Origin of the sequence: Streptomyces sp. NPDC096132 (genome assembly GCF_044763345.1) — a bacterium.
GTDB lineage: Bacteria > Actinomycetota > Actinomycetes > Streptomycetales > Streptomycetaceae > Streptomyces.
Map to the genome: position 1 here is coordinate 14,049 of NZ_JBIWGA010000020.1, position 22,569 is coordinate 36,617.

Here is a 22,569-nt window from a genome sequence, read left to right on the forward strand (position 1 = left end):
TCGTGCACGTGAACGGCGTATTTCGACGGTGACATGCGTGGAGGCGGTCATGGCCAATCTGGCGACGTTTCTGGTGGACACGGCGGCGCGGCAGCCGGACCGTCCCGCTCTGCGCCTCGGCGAACAGGTCACCGCGTACGCGGAGCTCGACGAGCGCAGTGCCCGCGCCGCCGCGCTGCTGCGGGCCGAGGGCGTGCGGCCGGGCGACCGGGTGGCCCTGATGCTGCCCAACGTGCCCGAGTTCGTCGTCCTGTACTACGGCGTGCTGCGCGCCGGGGCGATCGTCGTACCGATGAACCCGCTGCTGAAGGCGCGGGAGACCGCGTACCACCTCACCGACTCCGGGGCGGCGCTGCTGTTCGAGTGGCATCAGGCGCCGGGTGAGGGCGCGCAGGGCGCGGCCGCCGCCGGGGTGCGGCACCTGGCCGTGGAGCCGGCCGCCTTCGCCGGTCTGCTGGCCGCGCACGAGCCGCTGCCCGGCGTGGCGGACACGGACGACGAGGACCTGGCCGTGCTGCTGTACACGTCCGGCACCACGGGCCGCCCCAAGGGTGCCTCGCTCACCCATGGCGGGCTGCGGCACAACACCGAGGTCAACACGGTCCATGTGCAGCGGATGACACCGGACGACGTGGTGGTGGGCTGTCTGCCGCTGTTCCACATCTTCGGCCAGATCTGCACCATGAGCGTGGCGGTCCGTGCCGGCGCCTCCCTCACGCTGGTCCCCCGTTTCGAGCCGCAGGCGGTGCTGGACGCGATCGCGCACGACCGTGCCACGGTCTTCGAAGGGGTCCCCACCATGTACGCGGCCCTGCTGCAGCACCCGACGGAGGCGGACGTGTCGACGCTGCGGATGTGCGTCTCCGGCGGTGCCTCGCTGCCGGTGGAGATCCTGCACGGCTTCGAGCGGCGTTTCGGCTGCATGATCCTGGAGGGCTTCGGCATGTCCGAGACCAGCCCGGTGGTGACGTTCAACCACCCGGACCGGCCGCGCAAGGCCGGGTCGATCGGGACCCCGATCCAGGACGTGCGGGTGCGGCTGCTGGACGACAAGGGGCAGGACGTGGCCCTCGGCGAGGTCGGCGAGCTGGTCGTGCGGGGCCCGAACGTCATGAAGGGGTACTGGAACCGCCCGGAGGAGACGGCGGCCGCCGTGCCGGACGGCTGGCTGCGCAGCGGTGACCTCGCCCGGCAGGACGAGGACGGCTATTTCTACATCGTCGACCGCAAGAAGGACATGATCATCCGCGGTGGCTACAACGTGTACCCGCGCGAGATCGAGGAGGTCCTCCACGAGCACCCGGCCGTCGCCCTGGCCGCCGTGGTGGGCGTGGGCCACGCCCACCTGGGCGAGGAGATCGCGGCCGCGGTCGTCCTGCGCCCGGGCGCCCAGGCCACCCCGGACGAGCTGAGGGAGTTCGTCAAGGACCGGGTGGCGGCGTACAAGTACCCCCGCCAGATCTGGCTCATGGACAGACTCCCGACCGGCCCCAGCGGCAAGATCCTCAAGCGGGAGATCACAGCCCCGGCGGGGTGAGCACGGAACGCGCCGCACGGGTCTCGTGCGGCGCGTGAAGCACGGTACCGCGGCGCCCGGTCAAGCCCTAGCTGCGCGGCGCCGCCGTCGATGCCCGTACGACGAGGGCGGGCCGTACCTCGTGGACCACGGGGGTGGTGCGGCCGTCGAGGCGTTCGAGGAGGAGGCGGGCGGCGGCAGACCGCCTACGAGGTCGAACTCGTCGATGTCCGGCTGGGCGGACGAACTGGAGCGGTCACGGAGGGCGGCGGTCTGTGGCGGGCCGACTTCCAGTTCGGCGACTGGCTCGACCCGGCCGCCCCGCCCGAGAACCCGGGAGCGGCGCTGACCGACGGCGATCTGGTGGCCAACGCCTGTACGGCCCACACCGCCGCCGTGATGGCCGAGGTCGCGGCACTGCTGGACGAGCGGGAGCACGCTCGCCGGTACGCGCGGCTCGCCGAACGAGTACGTGCCGCCTTCGCCGACGAGTTCGTCACCCCGGGCGGCCGGCTCGCCTCGGACGCGCAGACGGCCTACACCCTGGCGTTGCGATTCGCCCTCCTGCCCACCGAACGGCAGCGGGAACGAGCCGGTGAGCGGCTGGTGGAGATCGTCCGCCGGGCCGGGTTCCGGATCGGGACCGGCTTCGCGGGCACCCCGCTGATCTGCGACGCGCTCACCCTGGCCGGCGCGCCCGAGATCGCCTACCGGATGCTCCTGGAGACCGGCTGCCCGTCCTGGCTCTACCCCGTGACCATGGGCGCGACGACGGTCTGGGAGCGCTGGGACTCGATGCTGCCGGACGGCACGGTGAACCCGGGCGAGATGACCTCCTTCAACCACTACGCCCTCGGCGCGGTCGCCGACTGGCTGCACCGCACCGTCGCCGGTCTCGGCGAGGCCGCACCCGGCTGGCGGACACTGCGCATCGCCCCGGTGCCCGGCGGCGGCCTCGCCCGCCCGCGCGGTGCACGAGACGCCGTACGGCCGCTGCGAAGCCGGCTGGGAGCGGCACGACGACGTCCTCACGGTCACCGTCGTCGTCCCGCCCAACACCACCGCCGTGGTCGACCTGCCGGACGGCAAACCCGCGTTCGAGGTGGGCTCCGGCACCCACACCTTCACCGTCGAGGGGTTCAGCACGCCGTCCTGGCCGCCAATGGCGATCCGCCATCCGTTCGCGGCTGCGGCGACCGATATTATTTGACTCCAAATGGTACGGGTGGGGGTCACGCCCCTCCCAAGAGCCGGAGGAGCATCCAGGTGCGCGCACTCGTCGTCCAGCACGATCACGTCACGGAGCCGGGCCTGGTGGGCGCCCGGCTCATGGAGCGCGGGTACGACCTCACCGCCGTGACGGTCGTACCCGAAGAGCGCCACCAGGCCCCGGATGTGGCCTTCGACTTCCCCGACGCCGCCGACTGGGATCTGATCGTCTCGCTCGGCGCCCCCTGGTCGGTGTACGACGAGACGGCCGTGGGCCGCTGGATCGGCGGCGAGCTGGCGCTGCTGCGCAAGGCGCACCACCTCGGCGTCCCGGTGCTCGGCGTCTGCTTCGGCGCACAGGCGCTCACCACGGCCCTCGGCGGTTCGGTCGAGGCGTCGCCGCGCCCCGAGATCGGCTGGGTCGAGGTCGACACCGACGATCCGTCCCTGGTCGGCCCCGGGCCCTGGTTCCAGTGGCACTACGACCACTGTGTCCTGCCGCCCGGCGCCGAGGAGGTGGCCCGCAACGCCGTGTGCGCGCAGGCGTTCCGGATCGGGAACAGCCTCGGGGTGCAGTTCCATCCGGAGATCACCACCGGGATGGTGCGCGGCTGGCTCGAACTCGGGGGCGCCGAGCAGTGCGTACGGCAGGGGCTGGACCCCGACGAGCTGCTCGCCCGCAGCCGTGCCATGGAACCGACGGCCCGGGCGAACACGCGCCGCCTGGTCGACGGGTTTCTGGACGGGACGGTGGGGGCGGTGGGGGCGGCAGGCGCGGCAGGCTGAGGGCGCCCCGCCCCGGCTGCGCAATCGTGCGTGCATTCGGGTGGTCCCTCTCCCCCGTCGCCTGCCGAACGGCAGCGTCGTCAGGGCGGACTCGTAACCTCGGCGGAAATGGTGGTCGCCCCTCCGAACCGCCGCGGGCCACACCAAGTGCTGACGCCGCCCGAAATCTCACAGGCCGCCCTCACCGACATCGAGCCACGCAGGGAGCACCAGATGACGTCTACCGCCACCCCGAGGTTCTCCGTCTTCACCCCCAGCCACCGGCCCCGTTTCCTCGACGAGTGCCTGACGACCCTGCAGGCGCAGACCTGCACGGACTGGGAATGGATCGTCCTGCTCAACAACGGGGCCAGATGGCGACCGGAGCACCCCGACGAGCGGGTCCGCGTGGAGATCGCGGACCACGCCGCCGGCGTGGGTGCCACCAAACGCAGGGCCTGCGAGCTGGCCCGCGGCGAGATCCTCGTGGAACTCGACCACGACGACCTGCTGGCGAAGGACTGTCTGGCGGAGGTGGGCAAGGCCTTCGACGAGCACCCTGAAATTGTCCTCGTCTACAGCAACACCGCGCAGATCACCGAGGACGGGAAGCGGGACGAGAGCCGTTTTGACGAGTCGTGCGGCTGGCAGTACGAGGACGTGCTGGTCGACGGCCGCAAGGTACTGCAGGTCCTCTCCCTGGCGCCGACACCGCACAACGTCGCCTACATCTGGTACGCGCCCAACCATGTGCGGGCCTTCCGTCGGGACGCCTACGAGAAGGCAGGCGGGTACGACGCCACCCGTACCGTGCTGGACGACCAGGACCTGATGTGCCGCCTGTTCCACATCGGCGACTTCCACCACATCGACCGCTGCCTGTACCTGCAGCGGATGCACTCCGCGAACACCCAGAGCGACCCGGAGATCAACGCGCACATCCAGCGCGAGACCGTCGCCCTGTACGACAAGTACATCGAGGCCAACGCGCTCGCCTGGACCCATCGGCGCGGACTGCTCGCGCTGGACCTCGGCGCGGCGCACCGGAAGCCGCCGGGCTATCTGGGCGTCGACCAGCGGGCGGGCGCGGGGGTCGACATCGTCGCGACCCTGCCCGGGAAGCTGGACCTGCCCGACGACTCCGTCGGCCTCATGCGCGCGGTGGACTTCCTCGAGCACGTGCCCGCGAAGGTGCCGCTGATCAACGAGCTGTACCGGCTGCTGGCACCCGGCGGCATGCTGCTCACCATGACGCCCAGCTCCGACGGCCGCGGCGCGTACCAGGACCCGACGCATGTCGCCTACTACAACGAGAACTCGTTCTGGTACTACACGGACAACCAGTACCGTGCCTTCGTTCCCGACATCGAGGCCCGTTTCCAGTCGTCGCGCCTGGTCACCTGCTTCCCGAGCGACTGGCACTCCGACAACGGCATCTCCTATGTCATCGCCAACCTCATCGCTATGAAGGAGGGCACGGCGCGCTGCGGGGGGAAGCTCCTGGTCTAGCCCGCGCACAACAGAGGGCGCCCGGTGACCGTGAGGTCACCGGGCGCCCCTTTCTGTCCCTGTCAGACCGCGACGAGCTCCGTCACGCCCAGGTTGTGTCGTGCCAGCTCCAGGTTCTGGATCACACGCTCGCGCTGTTCGTCGGGCAGCTTGTCGCTTTCCAGCAGGCGCTCACAGCAGTCCTTGCACTCCTCGTACTCCCCCACCCAATAGGCGGCGACCGCGAGTTCGTCGAGTGCCTGCCACTCGTACCAGTCGGCTTCGACGAGGAGGTCGTCGGTCGGCATCGGGATCCGTGCCGCTTGGCGCGCGAACATGTGGGCGAGAGGCCAGCGCGGGCCGCTCTGGCGACACACACGCGCGAGTTCGCCGACGGCTTCGGCACGCGAGGGCCGGGTCTCGTAGGCGCGAAGGTAGCGGTCCATCACCTCGGCCGCCGGCCGCTTGAGGTCCGCCGCGAGTCGCGCGGCCCAGAGGCGGGAACAGTAGACCTCCTCCTCCCAGCCTCCCATGGCCGCCCTGCGGTCATAGGCTTCGAGCGCCTTCTCCGGCTCACCCGCGTCGCGCCAACTCTGTGCGAGGTAGTAGGCATAGCGAGCGTTGTCCGGCTCCTTGACCAGGGCCTCCTCGAGTACATGGGCGTCCCGCAGGTACTTCGCTCGCGCACCTTCGTTCCTGAGGCGTCCGCCGCCGCCCACAATGACCATTTCGGCACCTCTGAGAGTGCCGAGGCTGAATCGAGACCCACAATCGATGTACTCGTGCAGGACACCGACGTAACGCCAGGGCAGCCGCGTCGCGACCAGGGCGGGGCGCCAGTAGCGGAAGGACCCGAAGCGGATGTTGACCCTGTACGCCTCGAGAATCAGCTCCGGCATACGAAATCCGGGCTCTACCTCCATCACGTCGTCAGCGTCCATGAAGAACAGGTAGTCCGCGCCGGGACGGGCGAGTTCGATCGCTTCGGTACGGCTCCCGTCGTAGCCCTTCCAGGGCCGCTCGTACAGTTCCCCCGGCAGGTCGCTGTAGACGTCACGGATGACGTCCTGCGTGCCGTCGGTCGAGCCCGTGTCCACGATGACCCATGAGTCGATCAGGGGCCGCACGGATTCGAGACAACGCCGGATCACCGGGGCCTCGTCCTTGACGATCATGTTCAGGCAGACGGTCGGCTTCACTGGTCCTCTCCAGAAAGGGTGTGGCCCTCGGAACGACTGCGACGGCGCCCGCAAGGCCGGAGCCCCGGGGCACCGTCGCTCACTTCAGGGGAGGCGGACGGCTGATGCCACACCGTTCGCTCGTGCGGAAGTTACGGCGTCACATCGGTGCAGACCGCGAAGACAGTGATGCCCTGACCGCCACCTGTCATGGTGGCCGTCCAGCCCTGCGCGCCCTGCGCGCCGGTCGGGTCATTGAGCACTGGCGCGCTCGTACCGGCGGAACCGGTACTCGCCTGGAACCCTCCGCCCGTAGCACGATCACCGGCCGCGCAGGTGACGGTCACCGTGTTGCCGGTGGTTCCCAAGCTCACGACGTAGGTGCTGAGGCCCAGACCCGTGGAGCCCTGAGCACCGGTTGCGCCCTGAGCGCCCGTCGCACCCTGAGCACCGGTATTGCCCTGAGCACCCGTCGCACCCTGAGCACCAGTGTTGCCCTGAGCACCCGTCGCACCCTGAGCACCAGTGTTGCCCTGAGCACCCGTCGCACCCTGAGCACCAGTGTTGCCCTGAGCACCCGTCGCACCCTGAGCACCAGTGTTGCCCTGAGCGCCGGTGGTGCCCTGGGCACCCTGATCGCCCTGGAACCCCTGCTCGCCCTGGAATCCCTGCTCACCCTGGAATCCCTGTTCACCCTGGAATCCCTGCTCGCCCTGGAACCCCTGGTTGCCCTGAGCGCCCTGGCGGCCCTTGTGCCCCTGAGCGCCCTGGCGGCCCTTCTCACCCTTGTCGCCCTGAGCGCCCTGGTGGCCCTGCGGTCCCTGCTTGCCCGGCTTGCCCTGCGGGCCCTGCTTACCGGGCTTGCCCTGCGGACCCTGCTTGCCCGGCTTGCCCTCGTGGCCACGGTGGTGGTGGCCATGGGGGTCGCGGTCCCGGTCGGCGCTGGTCACGGAGCCGTCCGGGGTCAGAGGGGCCACTCCGTTGGAGCCCGCCCTGCGGATCGCGTCGGCGACGGCCGCCTCCGACACGCCCTTCGGGAGCCTTTCGATCACCAGACGACCGGCGTCCGGCTTCTGCAGCGCCTCCGCCGCGGCCACCGTGCCCGGCACGATGCTGAGCGCCACCGCGGCCGCGCTCGACGTCACCAGCGTGACGTACCTGAGGCGCGCGATTCGGATCGTTCTACGGTTCAAGAGAACCTTCCTCACGTTGTGGAGGGATCAGACGGCCGGCGCGCACATCGGTGTGCCTCGTTCCTCTTGGCCGTCATGTCTCCTTGGGCCATGAACGAGGTCATCCCTTCCCGCCGCTATGAAAAAATGACTTACGAACAACCCGCCTCGCGTACGAGGATCACCCGAGCGGCCTCAATTCCAGGACGCTTTCTCATGGTTGCCTTCGGCCTCCATTCTGGGACAATTTCCAATTACCGCCCACGAGACTTCCGCGATACGCGGTGCAGTCCTCGTAGGAAGGCAACAGCCCCTGCCGCTCGGCTTCCTCCAGCGTGGGCGCGGCCGCGTCCTTCTCGGAGAGGAGGGGTGGGAGGCCGGCGGGCCAGGCGATGGCCAGCGCCGGGTCGAGCGGGTTGATCCCGTGTTCCCGCTCGGGTGCGTATCCCTGCGAACAGAGATAGACGACCGTCGAGTCGTCCTCCAGCGCCATGAAGGCGTGTCCCAGCCCTTCGGAGAGGTAGACGCAGCGATGCGTGGTGTCGTCGAGGCGGACCGCCTCCCATTTCCCGAAGTCCGGGGAGCCGACGCGGATGTCCACCACGACATCGAGGACCGCCCCGCCGACACAGGTGACGTATTTCGCCTGACCGGGCGGGACGGTCGCGAAGTGAATGCCGCGGAGCGTGCCGCGCACGGATCGGGAGCAATTGGCCTGCTCGAAGTGGAATCCGTGCCCCACGGCCTCGTGGAAGGCGTCGCTCTTGAACCACTCGTGGAAGCGGCCCCTGTCGTCCGTGAACACCCGGGGCGTGTCCACCCACGCCCCTTCGATGCCGAGCGGTCTCACGTGATCACTTCCTTCTGCCTGGCGGCCCGTGACGTGACGGCGTGCGGGGAGTCCTCCAGCAGACCCAGCAGGTAGTGGCCGTATCCGCTCTTGAGCAGCGGCTCGGCCAGCTCCCGCAGCCGGTCGTCGTCGATCAGGCCGGCCCGCCAGACCGCCTCCTCCACGCACCCGACCTTGAATCCCTGGCGCTCCTCGATGACCCTGACGAATTCCGAGGCCTGGACCATGGAGGTGAAGGTTCCGGTGTCGAGCCACGCGGTACCCCGGTCGAGCCGTGTGACACGCAGTTCCCCGGCTTCGAGATAGACGCGGTTGAGGTCGGTGATCTCCAACTCGCCTCTGGCACTGGGTCGTAGACCACGGGCGATGTCCACGGCACGGTTGTCGTAGAAATAGAGCCCGGGTACGGCGTAGCGGGATCTGGGGCGGGCCGGTTTCTCCTCGATGGAGACGGCCCGGCCCTGTTCGTCGAACTCCACCACGCCATAGGCCGAGGGATTGGCGACCGGATAGGCGAACACCCTGCCGCCCGCCTCGTCGTCGTGGCGGGCCAGCCGGGTGCCGAGGCCGCTTCCGTGGAAGATGTTGTCGCCGAGAATGAGGGCCACGGAATCGTCGCCGATGAATCCGGCGCCGAGCACGAATGCCTGGGCAATGCCCTCGGGGCGCTTCTGCTCCATGTATGCGAGCCGCAGCCCCAGTTGGCTTCCGTCACCCAGCAACCGCCGGAACTGTCCCTGGTCTTCCGGGGTGGTGATGATCAGAATGTCCCGGACACCGGCCATCACGAGAGTGGACAGCGGGTAATAGACCATGGGCTTGTCGAAGACAGGCAGCAACTGCTTCGACACCGAGCGGGTCAACGGCCAAAGTCGCGAGCCGGTACCTCCGGCCAAAAGGATTCCGCGCACGGCATCACCATAGGCCAGTCATTCATGAATACCGCCCTTTAACACGACTTTCAGCGTGTGTACGGAAGTGGCACTGCGGGCCGGGTCAGCAGATCCTCGGCAGTTGCTCCCCGAGCGGCAGGTCCACCACACGGGTGCCGCCCAGCCCGGTGCGCGCCACCACCATGCCGGGATGTGTCTCCACCGCCTCTCCGATGACCACGGCGTCCGCGCCGAGCGGATGGGCGCGCATCGCCTCCAGGACGGCGTCGGCGTACTCGCGCGGGACGAAGGCCACGAGCTTGCCCTCGTTGGCGATGTACAGGGGGTCGAGACCGAGGATGGCGCAGGCGTTGGCCACCGCCGACGGGACCGGGACGTCGCGTTCCCGGAGGACCACCCCGGTGCCGGAGGCCGCCGCGATCTCGTTGAGCGCGGCGGCCAGACCGCCCCGCGTGGGATCGCGCAGTACGTGCAGGTCCGGGGTGACGGCGAGCATGGCCTCGACCAGACCGCCGAGCGGCGCGCAGTCGCTCGCGATCTCCACCCCGAACTCCAGGCCCTCGCGGACGCTCATGATCGCCACCCCGTGGACGCCGATGGCACCGCTGACGATCACGACGTCTCCGGGAACGACCCGCTGCGGACGCAGATCGACGCCCGCCGGGACGACGCCGATGCCCGCCGTGTTGACGAAGATCCCGTCGCCGTGGCCGGCCTCCACCACCTTGGTGTCACCGGTGGCGACCTCCACGCCCGCGGTCCGCGCGGCCGCGCCCAGCGCCTCGGCCACCCGGGTGACCGTGTCCAGCTCGACACCCTCCTCCAGGATGAATCCGCAGGAGAGATAGGCGGCGCGGGCCCCGCTCATGGCGAGGTCGTTGACGGTGCCGTTCACCGCCAGGTCGCCGATGCTGCCGCCCGGGAAGAACAGTGGGCGGACCACATAGGAGTCGGTGGAGAACGCCAGCCGGGCACCGCCCAGGGAGAGGACGGCGGAGTCGCCCAGCTGGGCCAGCACCTCGCCGCCGAAGGCGGGGGCGAAGATCTGCTGGACCAGTTCGGCGGACAGGGCTCCACCGCCGCCGTGGCCCATGACGACGCGGGGCCGGTCGCGCAGGGGCGCCGGGCAGGTCCACCCCTCGATGTCGAGGGCGGGGAGATCGGTGATGTCAGACAACGGGGGTCGCCTCCCGGACCGTCGCGGTGGCGGGTAGGTCCAGCCGCCGGTAGAGGTAGTAGGCCGCGCAGGCGCCCTCGCTGGAGACCATGGTGGCGCCCAGGGGTGTGCGCGGGGTGCACAGCGTGCCGAAGGCGGCGCACTCGTGCGGCTTGAGCAGCCCTTGCAGGACCTCTCCGCTGCGGCACTCGGCCGGTTCCTCGGTGCGGATGCCTTCGACCGAGAAGCGGTGCTCGGCGTCGTGGTCGCGGTACTTCGGGGACAGCCGCCAGCCGCTGTCGGGGATCACCCCGATGCCCCGCCAGGCGCGGTCGGTGACCTCGAAGACGTCCTCCAGCATGGCCCGGGCGGCCGGGTTTCCCTCCGGGCGCACGGCACGGGCGTAGGCGTTGTCGACGGTGTGCTCGCCGCGTTCCAGCTGCCGTACCGTCCGGCGCACGCCTTCGAGGACGTCGAGCGGCTCGAAGCCCGTCACCACGATCGGCACCCGGAAGCGCTCCGCCAGCTCGGGGTACTCCTCCACGCCCATCACACTGCACACGTGCCCGGCGGCGAGGAAGCCCTGCACCCGGCAGCTGGGCGAGGACATGATCGCCTCGATGGCGGGAGGCACGCGGACATGGGACACCAGCATGCTGAAGTTGCGGACGCCCTGTTTGCGGGCCTGATGGACCGTCATGGCGTTGGGCGGCGCCGTCGTCTCGAAGCCGATGCCGAAGAACACCACCTCGCGGTCCGGGTTCTGCTGCGCGATCCGCAGGGCGTCGAGCGGCGAGTAGACGACCCGTACGTCACCGCCCTCGCCACGCACCTGGAACAGGTCGCGGCCGGTGCCCGGTACCCGCAGCATGTCGCCGAAGGAGCAGAAGATCACCCCCGGCCGGGAGGCGATCTCCAGCGCCTTGTCGATGACCTCCAGCGGGGTCACGCACACGGGACAGCCCGGCCCGTGGATCAACTCCACCTCGTCCGGGAGGAGTTGGTCGATGCCGTGCCGGATGATGCTGTGGGTCTGGCCGCCGCAGACCTCCATCAGCGCCCAGGGCCGGGTGACCGTGGCGTGGATGTCGTCGAGGAGCCGGCGGGCCAGCTCCGGGTCCTGGAACTCGTCGATGTACTTCACTGGTTGCGCACCTCTTCCACCGGTTCCACGCCCGCCTCCGCCGCCGCCGTCTCCCAGGCGTCGCCGAACTCCTCCTGCAGCATGCCGAGTTCGGCGAAGAGTTCGAGGGTCTGCTTCGCCGACTCCTCGTCCAGCCGTTGCAGGGCGAACCCGACGTGGACGATGGCGTACTCGCCGACCTGAAGATCGGGCAGGTACTCCAGGCACACCTCCTTGACCACACCGCCGAAGTCGACGGTGGCCATCCTGGTGCCGTCGCGTTCCTCGATGTCCAGCACTCTGCCGGGTACCGCCAGGCACATGGGCCTCTCCTCGCTCTGGGGTCTGCTCAGTCGGTGTTCGTCGTCCGCGCGGCCACCATCAGCTGTCCGAGCGCCAGGCCGCCGTCGTTGGGCGGCACCAGGTGGTGCCGCAGGACCGTGAAGCCGTCCTCGCGCAGGGCTGCGGCACAGGCCGAGGCGAGCAGCGTGTTGGCGAACACGCCCCCCGTCAGGGCGACCGTGTCGAGGCCGTGCCGCTCCCGGGCCGCCGCGCACATCCGGCGCACCAGTCCGGTCACGCCGCGGTGGAAGCGGGCCGCGACCAGGGCCGGTGCGTGACCGGCGCGCAGGTCATGGACGATCGCCGCGAGGACGGGCGCCGGATCGGCTCGTACGGCACCGTCCTCGTCGCCCTCGGGCGGGTGGAGTGTGAAGGCGTACGCGGTGGTGTCGTCGTGGGGCGCGTGCAGGGCGGCCGCCTCCAGTTCGACGGCGGCCTGTGCCTCGTATCCGGCCCGGTGGCGGACACCGGCGAGCGAGGACACCGCGTCGAAGAGCCGGCCCATGCTGGACGTGGGAACGCAGTTCAGGCCCCGCTCCAACTGCCGCTCCAGGAGCGGGAGTTCCTCGGGCGGGCAGGCGGCCGTGCAGGGGAGGTCGGCCGACCAGTCGAGCCCGGCCGCCCGCAGATGGGACAGCGCCATGCGGTACGGCCGGCGCACCGCGGCGTCGCCGCCGGGCAGCGGGACGTACGCCAGGTGCCCGAAGCGGGTGAAGCCGTCGTAGTCCGCGAGCAGGAACTCCCCGCCCCACACGGCGCCGTCGTCCCCGTGCCCCGTGCCGTCGAAGGCGACGCCGATCACCTTCCGGGTGCCATCGAGCCCGTGCTCGGCCATCGCGGCGGCGACATGGGCGTGATGGTGCTGGACCCGCGCCACGGGCCGGCCGGCCGCGCTCCGGTCGGCCCAGCGGGCGGAGCGGTACCCGGGATGCCGGTCGGACACCAGGGTCCCGGGCCGCACCCCGGTGAGGGACTCCAGTTGCGTCGCGGCACGCTCGAAGGCCCGCTGGGTGCCGAGGTCGTCCATGTCGCCGATGTGCGCCGACAGCCACGCCCGACGGCCCTGCCCGAGACAGAAGGCGTTCTTCAGGTCCCCGCCGACGGCGAGCGCCGGCCGGACCGGCAGGGGCAGCGGGACCGGCAGGGGCGCGTAACCGCGTGAACGGCGGATCACCAGGGGCTCCCCGTCGCAGACGCGGACCACGGAGTCGTCGCAGGGAACGTGGATCGGCCGGTCGTGGGCGAGCCAGGCGTCGGCCAGGTGCGCGAGCCGCTCCAGCGCCTCGGCGTCGTCGGTGACGATCGGCTCTCCGGAGACGTTGCCGCTGGTCATGACGAGCAGCCGGGCGCCGTCCGGATCGCCGGGCAGACCGAGCAGCAGATGGTGCAGGGGTGTGTACGGCAGCATCACGCCGAGGTCGGGGCTGCCGGGTGCGACGCCCGCGGCGGGCCGCGGGCCCCCGGGCGCGTACGACGGGTCCGGGCGTCGGCGCAGCAGGACGACGGGCCGGGCGCCGCCTTCGAGCAGGTGCCGTTCCTCGGGGCTCAGCCGGACGAGGTGCTCGATGTCGGCCGTGCCCCGGGCCATGACGGCGAACGGTTTGTCGCCCCGCGCCTTGCGGTGCCGCAGGAGGGAGACGGCCGTGTCGTTCGTGGCGTCGCAGGCCAGGTGGTAGCCGCCCAGGCCCTTCACGGCGAGGATCGCGCCGCTCGCGAGCAGGGCGCGGGCCTCGGCGACGGGGTCCGCTCCGGTGACGTCGTCGCCGCCCGCGACGAGCAGTCGCAGTCGCGGCCCGCAGGCCGGGCAGGCGACCGGCTGTGCGTGGAAGCGCCGGTCGGCCGGATCGCCGTACTCCCGGGCGCAGTCGGGGCACATCGGGAAGCCGGCCATCGTGGTGTTGGCCCGGTCGTACGGGACGCCAGTGACGATCGTGAAGCGCGGGCCGCAGTGGGTGCAGTTGACGAAGGGGTGGCGGTGGCGCCGGTCGGCGGGGTCGGCCAGTTCGGCGAGGCAGTCGGCGCAGGTGGCGGAGTCCGGGGAGACCAGGGTGCGGGCCGGCCCGTCGGTACGGGAGGCCAGGATGGTGAACGCCTCGCCTCCCGTGGCGGGCAGCTCCTGGTGGTGGACGGACTCCACCCGGGCCAGGGGCGGTGCCTGGACGGCGATCCGGTCGCAGAAGCGGGCCACGGCCGAGGCGTTGCCCTCCACCTCCGCGACGACGCCCTCCGGGGTGTTGGTCACATGTCCGACCAGCGCGAGTTCGGTGGCGAGGCCGTACAGGTACGGCCGGAAGCCGACGCCCTGGACCACTCCCCGGACGACGACCCGGCGGCGCAGCGGCGGGTCGCCGGCGACGGTCGACGGCGGAGCGCTCACGAGCGGGTGGGGGCCAGGGCACCCGCGTCGGCAGCCTCCGTATGCGGATGCGCGTGGCTGTGGGTGTGGGTGTGACCGTGGTGCGTGTGCGGCTGCCGGGCCATGACCGGTGTGTGGACGGGTGTGCCGGCCGCGGCGGCCGTCGCCCTGTCCAGCAGCGCGCCGACGCCCTTCCCGCGGCGGGCCGAGGTCATGATCACCTCGACGCCCGGGTTGACCTGCTCCACGTTCGTGCGGAAGGCGAGCCCGTCGAACTCGACGGCTTCGGCGAGGTCGGTCTTGGTGACCACGACCAGATGGGCGAGGCCGAAGGCGGTGGGGTACTTGAGCGGCTTGTCCTCGCCCTCCGTCACGGAGGCGAGGACGACCCTGAGGGTCTCCCCCAGGTCGTAGGAGGCCGGGCAGACCAGGTTGCCGACGTTCTCCACGAACAGCAGCCGGGTGTCCTCGGGCAGCCAGCCGTCCAGGTGCCCGGCGAGCATCCCCGCCTCCAGGTGGCAGAGACCGTCGGTGAGTACCTGCTTGACGGGGACACCGGCGCGGGCCAGGCGTGTGGCGTCGTTCTCGGTGGCGAGATCGGCGGTCAGCGCCGCAACGGACACGGACCGCTCACGGGCCCGCAGCAACTCCTGCTCCAGCAGGGCGGTCTTGCCACTGCCGGGGCTGGAGAGCAGATTGACGACCGTGGTGCCGCGAGCGGCGAGGCGGTCGCGCAGGGTGTGGGCGCTCGCGTCGTTCTTCGCGAGTACGGCCTGCCGCAGGTCGACTTCACGACACATGGTTCAGCACTCCTCGGAGATCGTTTCGCCGGTCGGCGCGGGCGCGGTGTCGCCGTCCTCCCACTGCACGCCGGTGATCTGCAGTTCCCGTCCGGCCAGCAGGTCGGTACGGGTGCCGCCGCACCCGGGGCAGGTCAGCCGGGGTGGCATGCCGACGGCCCAGGCGTGTGCGCAGGACATGCAGCGGGCCTGCCCCGGCACCGTCTCGGTGACCAGTTCGGCGCCTTCCAGCAGGGTTCCGGCGCAGGCCAGTTCGAAGCAGAAGGCGAGCGAGTCGGGTACGACACCGGCCAGTTCGCCCACCTGGAGTCGTACCGAGCGCACGGCCGTGACATCGCCGGCCCGCGTGGCGGCCTCGGTCACCTGGTCGACGACGGCCAGCGCGACGGACATCTCGTGCATCGGTCCTGGACCTCCCGGGGCGTGGGCCTCCCACCGGCCTTCATTAGAGGCGGGCGCACCCGGGCCGCACGGCCCGGCGCGCCGTCACCGGCCGGCGGGTACGCCGTTCGACGCAACCGCGCGGCCCACGTGGTGCGACCCCGGCTTCACATGCGCCGGATCCGCAGGTAGCGCCTGAGGTCGGGGAACAACTCGGCGAAGACGACGGCCATGCCGGCGAGGGCCGCTCCACCAATGACGATCTTCTTCATCCGTCTCTCCTCATCTAGGGGCCTCAGCGGTTGAGGCCTGCGCCACGGACGGATCGCCGTCCAGGAGCAGCTCTTCGATCAGCCGTACGGCCCGGGGTACGGCCTCGGACACCGGCGGGCTGAGGCCGATGCCCTCCTCAATGGAGGCCGGTTCGCAGCCGACGATCAGGACGCGCCGCGGCGGTTGTCCGTCGGTGCCGGCGCAGAGGGTGTCCAGCAGCGCCAGGACGGTGTCGGGGGTCATCCGGTGGCCGTCGATCGGGGGGACCGCGCCGGTGTCGCCGCCGGGGCCGTCGTACTCGATCACGTAGAGCGTGCCGGGTGCCTCGCCGCGGGCCGTGGCGTCGACGAGGACGAGGGTGTCGTAGCCGTCCAGGAGTTGGTAGGCGAGGTGCACCCCACGCACGCCGATGTCCACGACCTCGACGGCACCTGGCAGGTCGCGCCCGGCGAGCCGGCGCGCGGTCTCCACGCCGAAGCCGTCGTCGCCGAGGAAGATGTTGCCGATGCCGGCGACGAGGGTGCGGTTCATGACGGGTCCTGGAGAGGTGCGACCTCGTCGGGCTGGAAGTACAGGTAGCGGCCCTGCGCACGGCGGATGTCCGCGCCCGGGTCGCCCTCGACCGTGACGGCCAGGTGCACCATGCCGTCGACGTCGTGCAGGACCGCCTCGACCGTCGCGGTGCGGCCGTGCAGGAACAGGTCCTGGGCGTCCGTGTGCCGCTTGCCCGGGCGCAGGACGACGCGGCTGCCCTTGGCCACCGGCCGCCCGTCCACGACCACGCTGTCCCGCTCCGGGTCGAAGCCGGCGTCGCTCGCCGGGTCCCACCAGGGGGTGTCGGGGCGCCGCACTCCGTGTTCGTCGGCGAAGCCCCCGCCGGGGTCACTGGTGATCTCCCGCAGGCCGCGCACTGCCCCGTGGAGCCGTTCCAGCACCTCCGCCGGCAGGGAGTCCGCGAGGTCGATCACGGCGGCGGCCCGTTCGTCGGTGCCCCGGGCCTCGCGTTTCTCCTCGTCCGTGAGGGCGGCGGTGCGCAGCGCGAGGATCTCGTCGATCTCGGTGGCGTCGTAGAGCGCGCCGGGGCTCTCCGGTGCGATGGCCGGGTGGTCCTCCAGAATGATCGGGGAGGACAGCACGAGGTCGGCGCGGCCGGGTTCGCCGGCGAGTACGGGCCAGGTGTGCAGGTTGCGGCAGGCGGCCGTCGCGCCCTTCGCCCACTCGGGGGGATCCGTCATCGACAGGAACGATCCGGCGCTGAGGGCCATGAGGAGGTGGGTGGCCACGAGGGCGTGCGGCAGCGCCGCGTCCCGGTCGGCGCCCCGGCCCCCGGGCGGTGTCCAGTCGCTGGTGTTCTCCACGACGGCGGTCAGCCGCATGGTCCGGTAGGGGCCGTCGAGTTCGCGGGCGGAGAGCCTGAGCGTCCCGTTGATCTCCTCGCACCGCCGCACGAGTCGGCCCACGGGGTGGCCGGCCGCGTCCAGGACGGGTTCGGTGTCGTCGCGGGCGGGGCGGTGGAAGGGGTGCGTGACGCCGTCGCCGAGCAACTCCTCGACGGGCACGACCAGTTCGACGCGCTCCTCGCCACCCTCGTCCCAGGGCACCAGCACCCGGTCTTCGAGGCGGAGTTCGGCGACCGTCTCGAACCCGCCGTCCGGACAGGCCCGTTGCACGGTGCGCCGCCGGGCGTGCAGGAAGCGCACCTCGACGGAGAGGGTCGCGCCCTTCCTCGGTTCCATCAGGCATTCGGTGTGCTGGAAGTCGTACTCCTCGCACTCGGCGCCCCAGGCGGGCGGCACGAGCACCCCGAACTGCCAGCGCAGCCGGTTCTTGGCGGACGAGGCGCGGTACGGGTAGAGCACATAGCCCTCGAAGAGGACGGCGTCGGCCACCTGCCGGGCGAGGGCGAAGCGCTCCTCGGTCTCGGGGGCGAACGCGGTCACGGTCACGGGTCGGTCCTTCCGGTGGTGCCGGTGAGCGCGCGGAACGGGTCCCTGGCGGGCGGGTCCGGATCGCCGCTGTCGGCGAGCAGGGCCCGGACGGTCGCCTCCCAGGAGGGCAGGGCGTGCCGGGAGCGGTAGGCGAGGAGGGCGTCCATGGTGTCGCGGGGCAGCCGGATCCAGCCGCAGCCGGGGAAGTGCTGCTCGACCATCTCCCGCCAGGTGGCGACCGGCATCCGGAAGGCCGCCTCGCGGTCCCACGGGACCGGCTCGACCCGGAAGCCGCCCGCGCCGGTGAAGGCAGTGCCGGAGAAGAGCATCAGCAGGGGGACCTCGCCGTGGCCGAGGGCGTCGAGGTAACGGGTCGCGGCGATGTCCAGGTCGTAGGTGCAGGGCACCACGAGGTCGGTCTCGGTCTCTCCGGTGAAGCCCTGGACCATCAGCGGGACCTGGGCGAACTGCACCGGCTGGAGGGTGCTGCCCCAGCGGGAGCGCTCGCCGAAGAGGTCCGTCAGGCCGTCGGCCTCGGCGGACGCGTAGCCGCGGCGGGCGGGTTCGATGCGGATCTGGCAGCGCAGCGCGAGGGCGTGCACGGGGGTGTCGCCGGACGCGGTGACGCGCAGCCGGAAGACCAGGGTCGGTCCGGCGGCGAAGCGGTCGGCACGGACGCCCGTGCAGGCGAAGGAGAACTCCGTCACGGGCGTCCCGCCTTGTCCGCCGGGCGCCGTGCCGCTTCCCGCGCCTGCGCCGCAGCGTCCGACGGGCGCCGTGCCTCTTCCCGCGGCCGCTCCGCGTCGGCCGACGACCGCTCCGCCCTGTCCGACCGCCGCTTCGCCCTGTCCGACGACCGCTCCGCGCTGTCCCACGGGTGCGTCGCCCTGTCCGACGACCGCTCCGCGCTGTCCCACGGGTGCGTCGCCCTGTCCGACGACCGCTCCGCGCTGTCCCACGGGTGCGTCGCCCTGTCCGACGACCGCTCCGCGCTGTCCGGCGTGTGCCCCGCCTCCCGCGCCCGCCCCGCCGCGTCCGGTGGCCGGTCCGCCTCCTCCACCGGTCGGGCGCGTCGCGCGACGTCCGTGAAGAACGCGTCCAGCGCGGCGCGGGCCTCCGCCCCGCCGTCGAAGCCCTGCCACAACAGGCGCATCCGGCCGACGAGTTCGTAGCAGATGTCGATGGGGACGAGGTGGCACTCGCAGTGGCCGTCGGTGCGGCGCAGCAGCAGTGCTTCGACGTCCGGTTCGAGGAGTCCGGCGAGGCGGCTGCCGCCGAGGACCTCCGTCCAGGTGGCCGGTTCGAGTTCGCTCTCGGTGGCTCCGGCCGGGCTGGGGTAGAGGGCGACCAGCCGGTCGAGTGCCGCGTTGCGGAAGAAGAAGGCGACCCCGACCGGGATCTGCAGCGCCTCCCACGCCCGCTCGTCGAGGCGGTGGCCGGGGTCGGTGAGGTAGCGGGCCGGGACCGCGCGGAAGCGGCCCGCGGCGCCGCCCGGCTGTTCCATCAGCAGCGCGCAGGCCGCGCAGGCGCAGACGAGGGCGCGCTTCTCCGTGTCGACCAGGTGGCGGTGGTCCTCGGGCACCCCGACCGCGCACAGTTCGCACCGCTCCGGCCGCGGCGGACGCTCGGTGAGGAACCTCCGCAGGCCGACGGTGGTCGCGCTCATCGGGCCCCCGTCGGTGCCGTGCCGATCTGCAGGAGCGTGGGTCCGGCGGGGGCGGTCTGCACGTCGACGGCCCTGACCTCGGGTGCGAAGCAGGCGAGCGCCGCCTCCGCGGCCTGCCGGGCATCGGCGCCGGAACCGCAGCCGCAGCCGCCGCCCGCCCGGGCGCGCACCCTCAGGGTGCCGCTGTGCTCCTCGAAGTCCACCACCTCCATCCGGTGGTCGCGGACGCTGTCCAGGGCCCGGGCGATGCGGGTGTCGCGGTCCTCGGGGTGCAGGTCGTGCAGGACGAGCAGGCTCGCGACGAGTTCGTCGCCGAGCAGCCCGGCCGAGGCTGTGCCGGGAGCCGGGTCCAGCAGTTCGACGATGCGGGCGAGGCCGGCGCCGTAGAAGTCCATGAGGGAGCGGACGAGTTCCTCGGCCGCGGCCGCGGCGGTGGGGTCGCCGCTCGTGGCCAGCCGCTCCAGGACCTCCTCGACACGGCGCCCGGTCCGCTCCGCGTTCGGGGGTCGCGTCGCCGTCGGTGCGCTCATCCGCCCAGTCCGCTCAGGCCGGTGGGGACGTGCATCGACTTCACGGTCTTTCCGCCGCCGACGTACATGTGGACGCCGCAGGGCAGACAGGGGTCGAAGCTGCGGACGGCGCGCATGATGTCGATGCCCTTGAAGTTCTCCGGCGGGTTCTCCTCGAAGATCGGGGTGTTCTGCACGGCGTCCTCGTAGGGCCCGGGGGTGCCGTAGGAGTCGCGGACGCTGGCGTTCCAGGGGGTGGGCGGGTACGGGTGGTAGTTGGCGATCTTGCCGTCGCGGATCACCATGTGGTGGGAGAGGACGCCGCGGACGGCCTCGGTGAAGCCGACGCCGATGCTCTCGTCCGGGACCTCGAACTTCTCCCAGGTCTGGGTGCGTCCGGCGCGGACCTCCTCCAGGCCCTGCTCCGCGAAGTGCAGGGCCAGGGCGGCGGTGTAGGCCTGGAAGTAGGTGCGTGCGCGGTTGCGTTCCAGCGCGTTGCTCCACTTCGGGATCTTCCACTCGAAGGTGGTCTCCGGCTTGGTCAGCGTGCGGGGCAGGTTGATGACCACGCTGTGGCCGGTGGCCTTCACATAGCCGGTGTCGACGAGTCCGGACAGCGCGGTGGACCAGAGGCGGGCGATGGGTCCGCCGCCGGTGTCCAGGGCGAGGTGCTCCTTGCCGTCGAACCAGCGCGGGGACATCACCCAGCTGTACTTGTCGTCGAAGTCCCGCTTCTGCGGGGCGGGGATGGTGTGCTGGTTCCACGGGTGGCGCGGGTCCACCGGGTTGCCCAGCGGGTCGTGGGTGACGAACTGTTCCTGGCCCTGCCAGTCCTCGTAGTAGGAGCTGCCCAGCAGGATGCGGATGCCGAGGTTGATCTCGGTGAGGTCGTTGGTGACGAGCTTGCCGTCGACGATGATGCCGGGCGTGACGAACATCCGCCGGCCCCAGTCCGTCATGTTGGCGTAGGTGAAGTCGCAGTACTCGGGGTCGTTGAGCGCGCCCCAGCAGCCGAGCAGGACACGCCGGCGGCCCACTTCCTCGTAGCCGGGCAGCGCCTCGTAGAAGAAGTCGAACAGGTCGTCGTGCAGGGGCACGACCCGCTTCATGAACTCCACGTAGCGCATCAGCCGGCTGAGGTAGTCCGTGAAGAGCTGGACGGAGGCGATGGTGCCGACGCCGCCCGGGTAGAGCGTGGAGGGGTGGACGTGGCGGCCCTCCATCAGGCAGAACATCTCGCGTGTGTACCGGCTGACCTGGAGGGCCTCGCGGTAGAACTCGCCCTCGAGGGGGTTGAGCGAGCGCATGATGTCGGCGATGGTGCGGTAGCCGTGCTCGGCGGCGTGCGGGGCCTCGGTGCGCTCGGCGAGTTCGAGGACGCCGGGGTTGGTCTCCTTGACCATCTTCTCGCAGTAGTCGACCCCGACCAGGTTCTCCTGGAAGATGTTGTGGTCGAACATGTACTCCGCGGACTCGCCCAGGTTGATGATCCACTCACCGAGGTGCGGGGGCTTCACGCCGTACGCCATGTTCTGCGTGTACACCGAGCAGGTGGCGTGGTTGTCTCCGCAGATGCCGCAGATGCGGCTGGTGATGAAGTGGGCGTCGCGGGGGTCCTTGCCGCGCATGAAGACGCTGTAGCCACGGAAGACCGACGAGGTGCTGTAGCACTCCGCGACCCGCTTCTGCTTGAAGTCGATCTTGGTGTGGATGCCGAGGCTGCCCACGATCCGGGTGATCGGATCCCAGGCCATCTCCACCAGGCCGCTGCCGTCTCCGGCCGCCTTCGTCCTTGCCATCGTCTTTGCCGTGCCCTTCGTTGCGCGGGGTGGGGGTGTGCGGAGTGCACCGAGCAGTAGCGGGTCGGTCGTGAGGGGACGTCACCAGGGGGGCCGGTAGCCGGTGGTGATCTTCTCTCCGGTGCGGCGCCACTTGGGCTCCTTGTCCACCGTCTTCGCCGTGATGGTCCGCAGCCTGCGGACCACCGCGCCGTAGACGTGGCTGCCCGTGCTGGAGACCTTGGCGCCGGGGGGTTCGTCCATGAACGGCATGAACTTGTCGGGGAAGCCGGGCATCGTGCAGGCGATGCAGATGCCGCCGACGTTCGGACAGCCGCCGATGCCGTTCATCCAGCCGCGCTTGGGCACGTTGCACTTGACGACCGGGCCCCAACAGCCGATCTTGACCAGGCACTTCGGCGAGTCGTACGACTCCGCGAACTCGCCCTGCTCGTAGTAGCCCGCCCGGTCGCAGCCCTCGTGGACGGTGGCCCCGAACAGCCAGGCCGGACGCAGCTTGTCGTCCAGCGGGATCATCGGGGCGGCACCGGCCGCCTGGTAGAGCAGATAGGTGAGCGTCTCGGCGAAGTTGTCGGGCTGGATCGGGCAGCCGGGGACGCACACGATGGGGATGCCCGCCTGGGACTTCCAGTCCCAGCCGAGGTAGTCCGGCACGCCCATCGCGCCGGTCGGGTTGCCGGCCATCGCGTGGATGCCGCCGTACGTGGCGCAGGTGCCGATGGCGACCACCGCCAGCGCCTTGGGCGCGAGCCGGTCGATCCACTCGCTGGTGGTGATCGGCTGGCCCGTCTCCGGGTCGTCGCCGAAGCCGCACCAGTAGCCCTCCGGCTTGATCGACTCGTTGGGGACGGAGCCCTCGACGACCAGGACGAACGGGTCGATCTCGCCCCGCTCGCCCTTGAAGAACCACTCGATGAACGTGTCGGCACCGCCGACCGGACCGCACTCGAAGTCGATGAGCGGCCAGTGCACGGCGATCTTCGGCAGCCCCGGGAGCGCGCCGAGCGCGATCTCCTCGATGCTCGGCTGCATGGCCGCCGTCAACGCGACCGAGTCGCCGTCGCAGCTCAGCCCCGCGTTGATCCAGAGGATGTGGATCGTGGGTGTCTCGTCGGCGGGCGCGCCCGCAGCGCCGACCGTGTCCGGCGTCGCCTGAGTCATGGGA

General features: G+C 71.1%; 21 protein-coding genes and 2 pseudogenes. 5 read left to right on the forward strand and 18 right to left on the reverse strand.

Translation table 11 applies throughout. The features are described from left to right. The first annotated feature begins 49 nt into the window (after nucleotides 1–49). The 5 genes and pseudogenes from ACIRF9_RS36615 (at nucleotide 50) to ACIRF9_RS36635 (ending at nucleotide 4,999) form a co-directional block, all read left to right on the forward strand. Entirely contained in the window at nucleotides 50–1,537 is a 1,488-nt protein-coding gene (locus ACIRF9_RS36615) for a long-chain fatty acid--CoA ligase (protein ID WP_403831333.1), read from the forward strand. 90 nt (nucleotides 1,538–1,627) lie between these two features. After that, nucleotides 1,628–2,344 (forward strand): annotated as a pseudogene (locus tag ACIRF9_RS36620) (hypothetical protein); the annotation flags it as partial. Between the two features lie 142 nt (nucleotides 2,345–2,486). Next, nucleotides 2,487–2,726: an alpha-L-rhamnosidase C-terminal domain-containing protein gene (locus tag ACIRF9_RS36625; protein WP_403831649.1), complete on the forward strand. Its 240-nt coding sequence runs from the start codon at nucleotides 2,487–2,489 to the stop codon at nucleotides 2,724–2,726. A 119-nt stretch (nucleotides 2,727–2,845) separates the two neighbouring features. Then, nucleotides 2,846–3,511 (forward strand): type 1 glutamine amidotransferase, encoded by a 666-nt coding sequence (locus tag ACIRF9_RS36630; RefSeq protein ID WP_403831651.1) that lies wholly within the window; start codon nucleotides 2,846–2,848, stop codon nucleotides 3,509–3,511. Nucleotides 3,512–3,724: 213 nt separating this feature from the next. Further along, nucleotides 3,725–4,999, forward strand: coding sequence for a glycosyltransferase (locus ACIRF9_RS36635; RefSeq protein WP_403831335.1), 1,275 nt, complete (start codon nucleotides 3,725–3,727; stop codon nucleotides 4,997–4,999). 62 nt (nucleotides 5,000–5,061) lie between these two features. Here the strand turns inward: ACIRF9_RS36635 and ACIRF9_RS36640 are convergent, their stop codons facing one another. From ACIRF9_RS36640 to ACIRF9_RS36725, 18 genes and pseudogenes are all read right to left on the reverse strand, one after another. Beyond that, the gene (locus ACIRF9_RS36640; RefSeq protein WP_403831337.1) at nucleotides 5,062–6,177 is read right to left on the reverse strand and encodes a glycosyltransferase; all 1,116 of its coding nucleotides are present in this window, start codon (nucleotides 6,175–6,177) and stop codon (nucleotides 5,062–5,064) included. Nucleotides 6,178–6,308: 131 nt separating this feature from the next. Beyond that, a complete protein-coding gene (locus ACIRF9_RS36645) occupies nucleotides 6,309–7,364 on the reverse strand; it encodes a hypothetical protein (protein WP_403831339.1) in 1,056 nt (351 codons plus the stop codon). A 178-nt stretch (nucleotides 7,365–7,542) separates the two neighbouring features. Further along, nucleotides 7,543–8,178 (reverse strand): dTDP-4-dehydrorhamnose 3,5-epimerase, encoded by a 636-nt coding sequence (rfbC, locus tag ACIRF9_RS36650; RefSeq protein ID WP_403831342.1) that lies wholly within the window; start codon nucleotides 8,176–8,178, stop codon nucleotides 7,543–7,545. Next, nucleotides 8,175–9,089 carry a glucose-1-phosphate thymidylyltransferase RfbA gene (gene rfbA, locus ACIRF9_RS36655; RefSeq protein WP_403831344.1) on the reverse strand — a complete coding sequence of 305 codons (915 nt, stop codon included), beginning with the start codon at nucleotides 9,087–9,089 and terminating at the stop codon, nucleotides 8,175–8,177. Before rfbA ends, rfbC begins: the two co-directional genes overlap by 4 nt. An 85-nt stretch (nucleotides 9,090–9,174) precedes the next feature. Continuing rightward, the gene (hypE, locus tag ACIRF9_RS36660) at nucleotides 9,175–10,248 is read right to left on the reverse strand and encodes a hydrogenase expression/formation protein HypE (RefSeq protein WP_403831346.1); all 1,074 of its coding nucleotides are present in this window, start codon (nucleotides 10,246–10,248) and stop codon (nucleotides 9,175–9,177) included. Continuing rightward, a complete protein-coding gene (hypD, locus tag ACIRF9_RS36665) occupies nucleotides 10,241–11,371 on the reverse strand; it encodes a hydrogenase formation protein HypD (RefSeq protein WP_403831349.1) in 1,131 nt (376 codons plus the stop codon). The genes hypE and hypD overlap by 8 nt, the downstream gene beginning before the upstream one ends. Then, a complete protein-coding gene (locus ACIRF9_RS36670) occupies nucleotides 11,368–11,673 on the reverse strand; it encodes a HypC/HybG/HupF family hydrogenase formation chaperone (protein WP_403831351.1) in 306 nt (101 codons plus the stop codon). The genes hypD and ACIRF9_RS36670 overlap by 4 nt, the downstream gene beginning before the upstream one ends. A 26-nt stretch (nucleotides 11,674–11,699) precedes the next feature. Continuing rightward, the gene (gene hypF, locus ACIRF9_RS36675; RefSeq protein WP_403831353.1) at nucleotides 11,700–14,069 is read right to left on the reverse strand and encodes a carbamoyltransferase HypF; all 2,370 of its coding nucleotides are present in this window, start codon (nucleotides 14,067–14,069) and stop codon (nucleotides 11,700–11,702) included. Continuing rightward, nucleotides 14,066–14,848 carry a hydrogenase nickel incorporation protein HypB gene (gene hypB, locus ACIRF9_RS36680; RefSeq protein WP_403831356.1) on the reverse strand — a complete coding sequence of 261 codons (783 nt, stop codon included), beginning with the start codon at nucleotides 14,846–14,848 and terminating at the stop codon, nucleotides 14,066–14,068. Before hypB ends, hypF begins: the two co-directional genes overlap by 4 nt. A 3-nt stretch (nucleotides 14,849–14,851) precedes the next feature. Beyond that, on the reverse strand, nucleotides 14,852–15,250 hold the full coding sequence (hypA, locus tag ACIRF9_RS36685) for a hydrogenase maturation nickel metallochaperone HypA (RefSeq protein WP_403831359.1): 399 nt from the start codon (nucleotides 15,248–15,250) through the stop codon (nucleotides 14,852–14,854). A gap of 146 nt (nucleotides 15,251–15,396) precedes the next feature. Beyond that, complete coding sequence (locus ACIRF9_RS36690) at nucleotides 15,397–15,501, reverse strand: DUF6893 family small protein (protein ID WP_403831361.1); 105 nt, start codon at nucleotides 15,499–15,501, stop codon at nucleotides 15,397–15,399. A gap of 10 nt (nucleotides 15,502–15,511) precedes the next feature. Next, nucleotides 15,512–16,033: a hydrogenase maturation protease gene (locus ACIRF9_RS36695; protein WP_403831364.1), complete on the reverse strand. Its 522-nt coding sequence runs from the start codon at nucleotides 16,031–16,033 to the stop codon at nucleotides 15,512–15,514. Further along, complete coding sequence (locus ACIRF9_RS36700; protein WP_403831366.1) at nucleotides 16,030–17,448, reverse strand: hypothetical protein; 1,419 nt, start codon at nucleotides 17,446–17,448, stop codon at nucleotides 16,030–16,032. The genes ACIRF9_RS36695 and ACIRF9_RS36700 overlap by 4 nt, the downstream gene beginning before the upstream one ends. Beyond that, entirely contained in the window at nucleotides 17,445–18,137 is a 693-nt protein-coding gene (locus ACIRF9_RS36705) for a DUF6084 family protein (protein WP_403831369.1), read from the reverse strand. Before ACIRF9_RS36705 ends, ACIRF9_RS36700 begins: the two co-directional genes overlap by 4 nt. A 332-nt stretch (nucleotides 18,138–18,469) precedes the next feature. Further along, nucleotides 18,470–19,096 (reverse strand): annotated as a pseudogene (locus tag ACIRF9_RS36710) (DUF5947 family protein); the annotation flags it as partial. Beyond that, entirely contained in the window at nucleotides 19,093–19,626 is a 534-nt protein-coding gene (locus ACIRF9_RS36715) for a hypothetical protein (protein ID WP_403831371.1), read from the reverse strand. The pseudogene ACIRF9_RS36710 and the gene ACIRF9_RS36715, both read right to left, overlap by 4 nt. Next, nucleotides 19,623–21,404: a nickel-dependent hydrogenase large subunit gene (locus tag ACIRF9_RS36720; protein WP_403831374.1), complete on the reverse strand. Its 1,782-nt coding sequence runs from the start codon at nucleotides 21,402–21,404 to the stop codon at nucleotides 19,623–19,625. Before ACIRF9_RS36720 ends, ACIRF9_RS36715 begins: the two co-directional genes overlap by 4 nt. 81 nt (nucleotides 21,405–21,485) lie before the next feature. Beyond that, nucleotides 21,486–22,565: a hydrogenase expression protein HypE gene (locus ACIRF9_RS36725; RefSeq protein ID WP_403831377.1), complete on the reverse strand. Its 1,080-nt coding sequence runs from the start codon at nucleotides 22,563–22,565 to the stop codon at nucleotides 21,486–21,488. Between the last annotated feature and the right edge of the window lie 4 nt (nucleotides 22,566–22,569).

Coding starts and splice junctions, on each gene's coding strand:
- ACIRF9_RS36615 (WP_403831333.1), top strand. CDS start 50: ATGGCCAATCTGGCGACGTTTCTGGTGGACACGGCGGCGCGGCAGCCG.
- ACIRF9_RS36630 (WP_403831651.1), top strand. CDS start 2,846: ATGGAGCGCGGGTACGACCTCACCGCCGTGACGGTCGTACCCGAAGAG.
- ACIRF9_RS36635 (WP_403831335.1), top strand. CDS start 3,725: ATGACGTCTACCGCCACCCCGAGGTTCTCCGTCTTCACCCCCAGCCAC.
- ACIRF9_RS36670 (WP_403831351.1), bottom strand. CDS start 11,673: ATGTGCCTGGCGGTACCCGGCAGAGTGCTGGACATCGAGGAACGCGAC.
- hypB (WP_403831356.1), bottom strand. CDS start 14,848: ATGTGTCGTGAAGTCGACCTGCGGCAGGCCGTACTCGCGAAGAACGAC.
- hypA (WP_403831359.1), bottom strand. CDS start 15,250: ATGCACGAGATGTCCGTCGCGCTGGCCGTCGTCGACCAGGTGACCGAG.
- ACIRF9_RS36690 (WP_403831361.1), bottom strand. CDS start 15,501: ATGAAGAAGATCGTCATTGGTGGAGCGGCCCTCGCCGGCATGGCCGTC.
- ACIRF9_RS36695 (WP_403831364.1), bottom strand. CDS start 16,033: ATGAACCGCACCCTCGTCGCCGGCATCGGCAACATCTTCCTCGGCGAC.
- ACIRF9_RS36715 (WP_403831371.1), bottom strand. CDS start 19,626: ATGAGCGCACCGACGGCGACGCGACCCCCGAACGCGGAGCGGACCGGG.
- ACIRF9_RS36720 (WP_403831374.1), bottom strand. CDS start 21,404: ATGGCAAGGACGAAGGCGGCCGGAGACGGCAGCGGCCTGGTGGAGATG.
- ACIRF9_RS36725 (WP_403831377.1), bottom strand. CDS start 22,565: ATGACTCAGGCGACGCCGGACACGGTCGGCGCTGCGGGCGCGCCCGCC.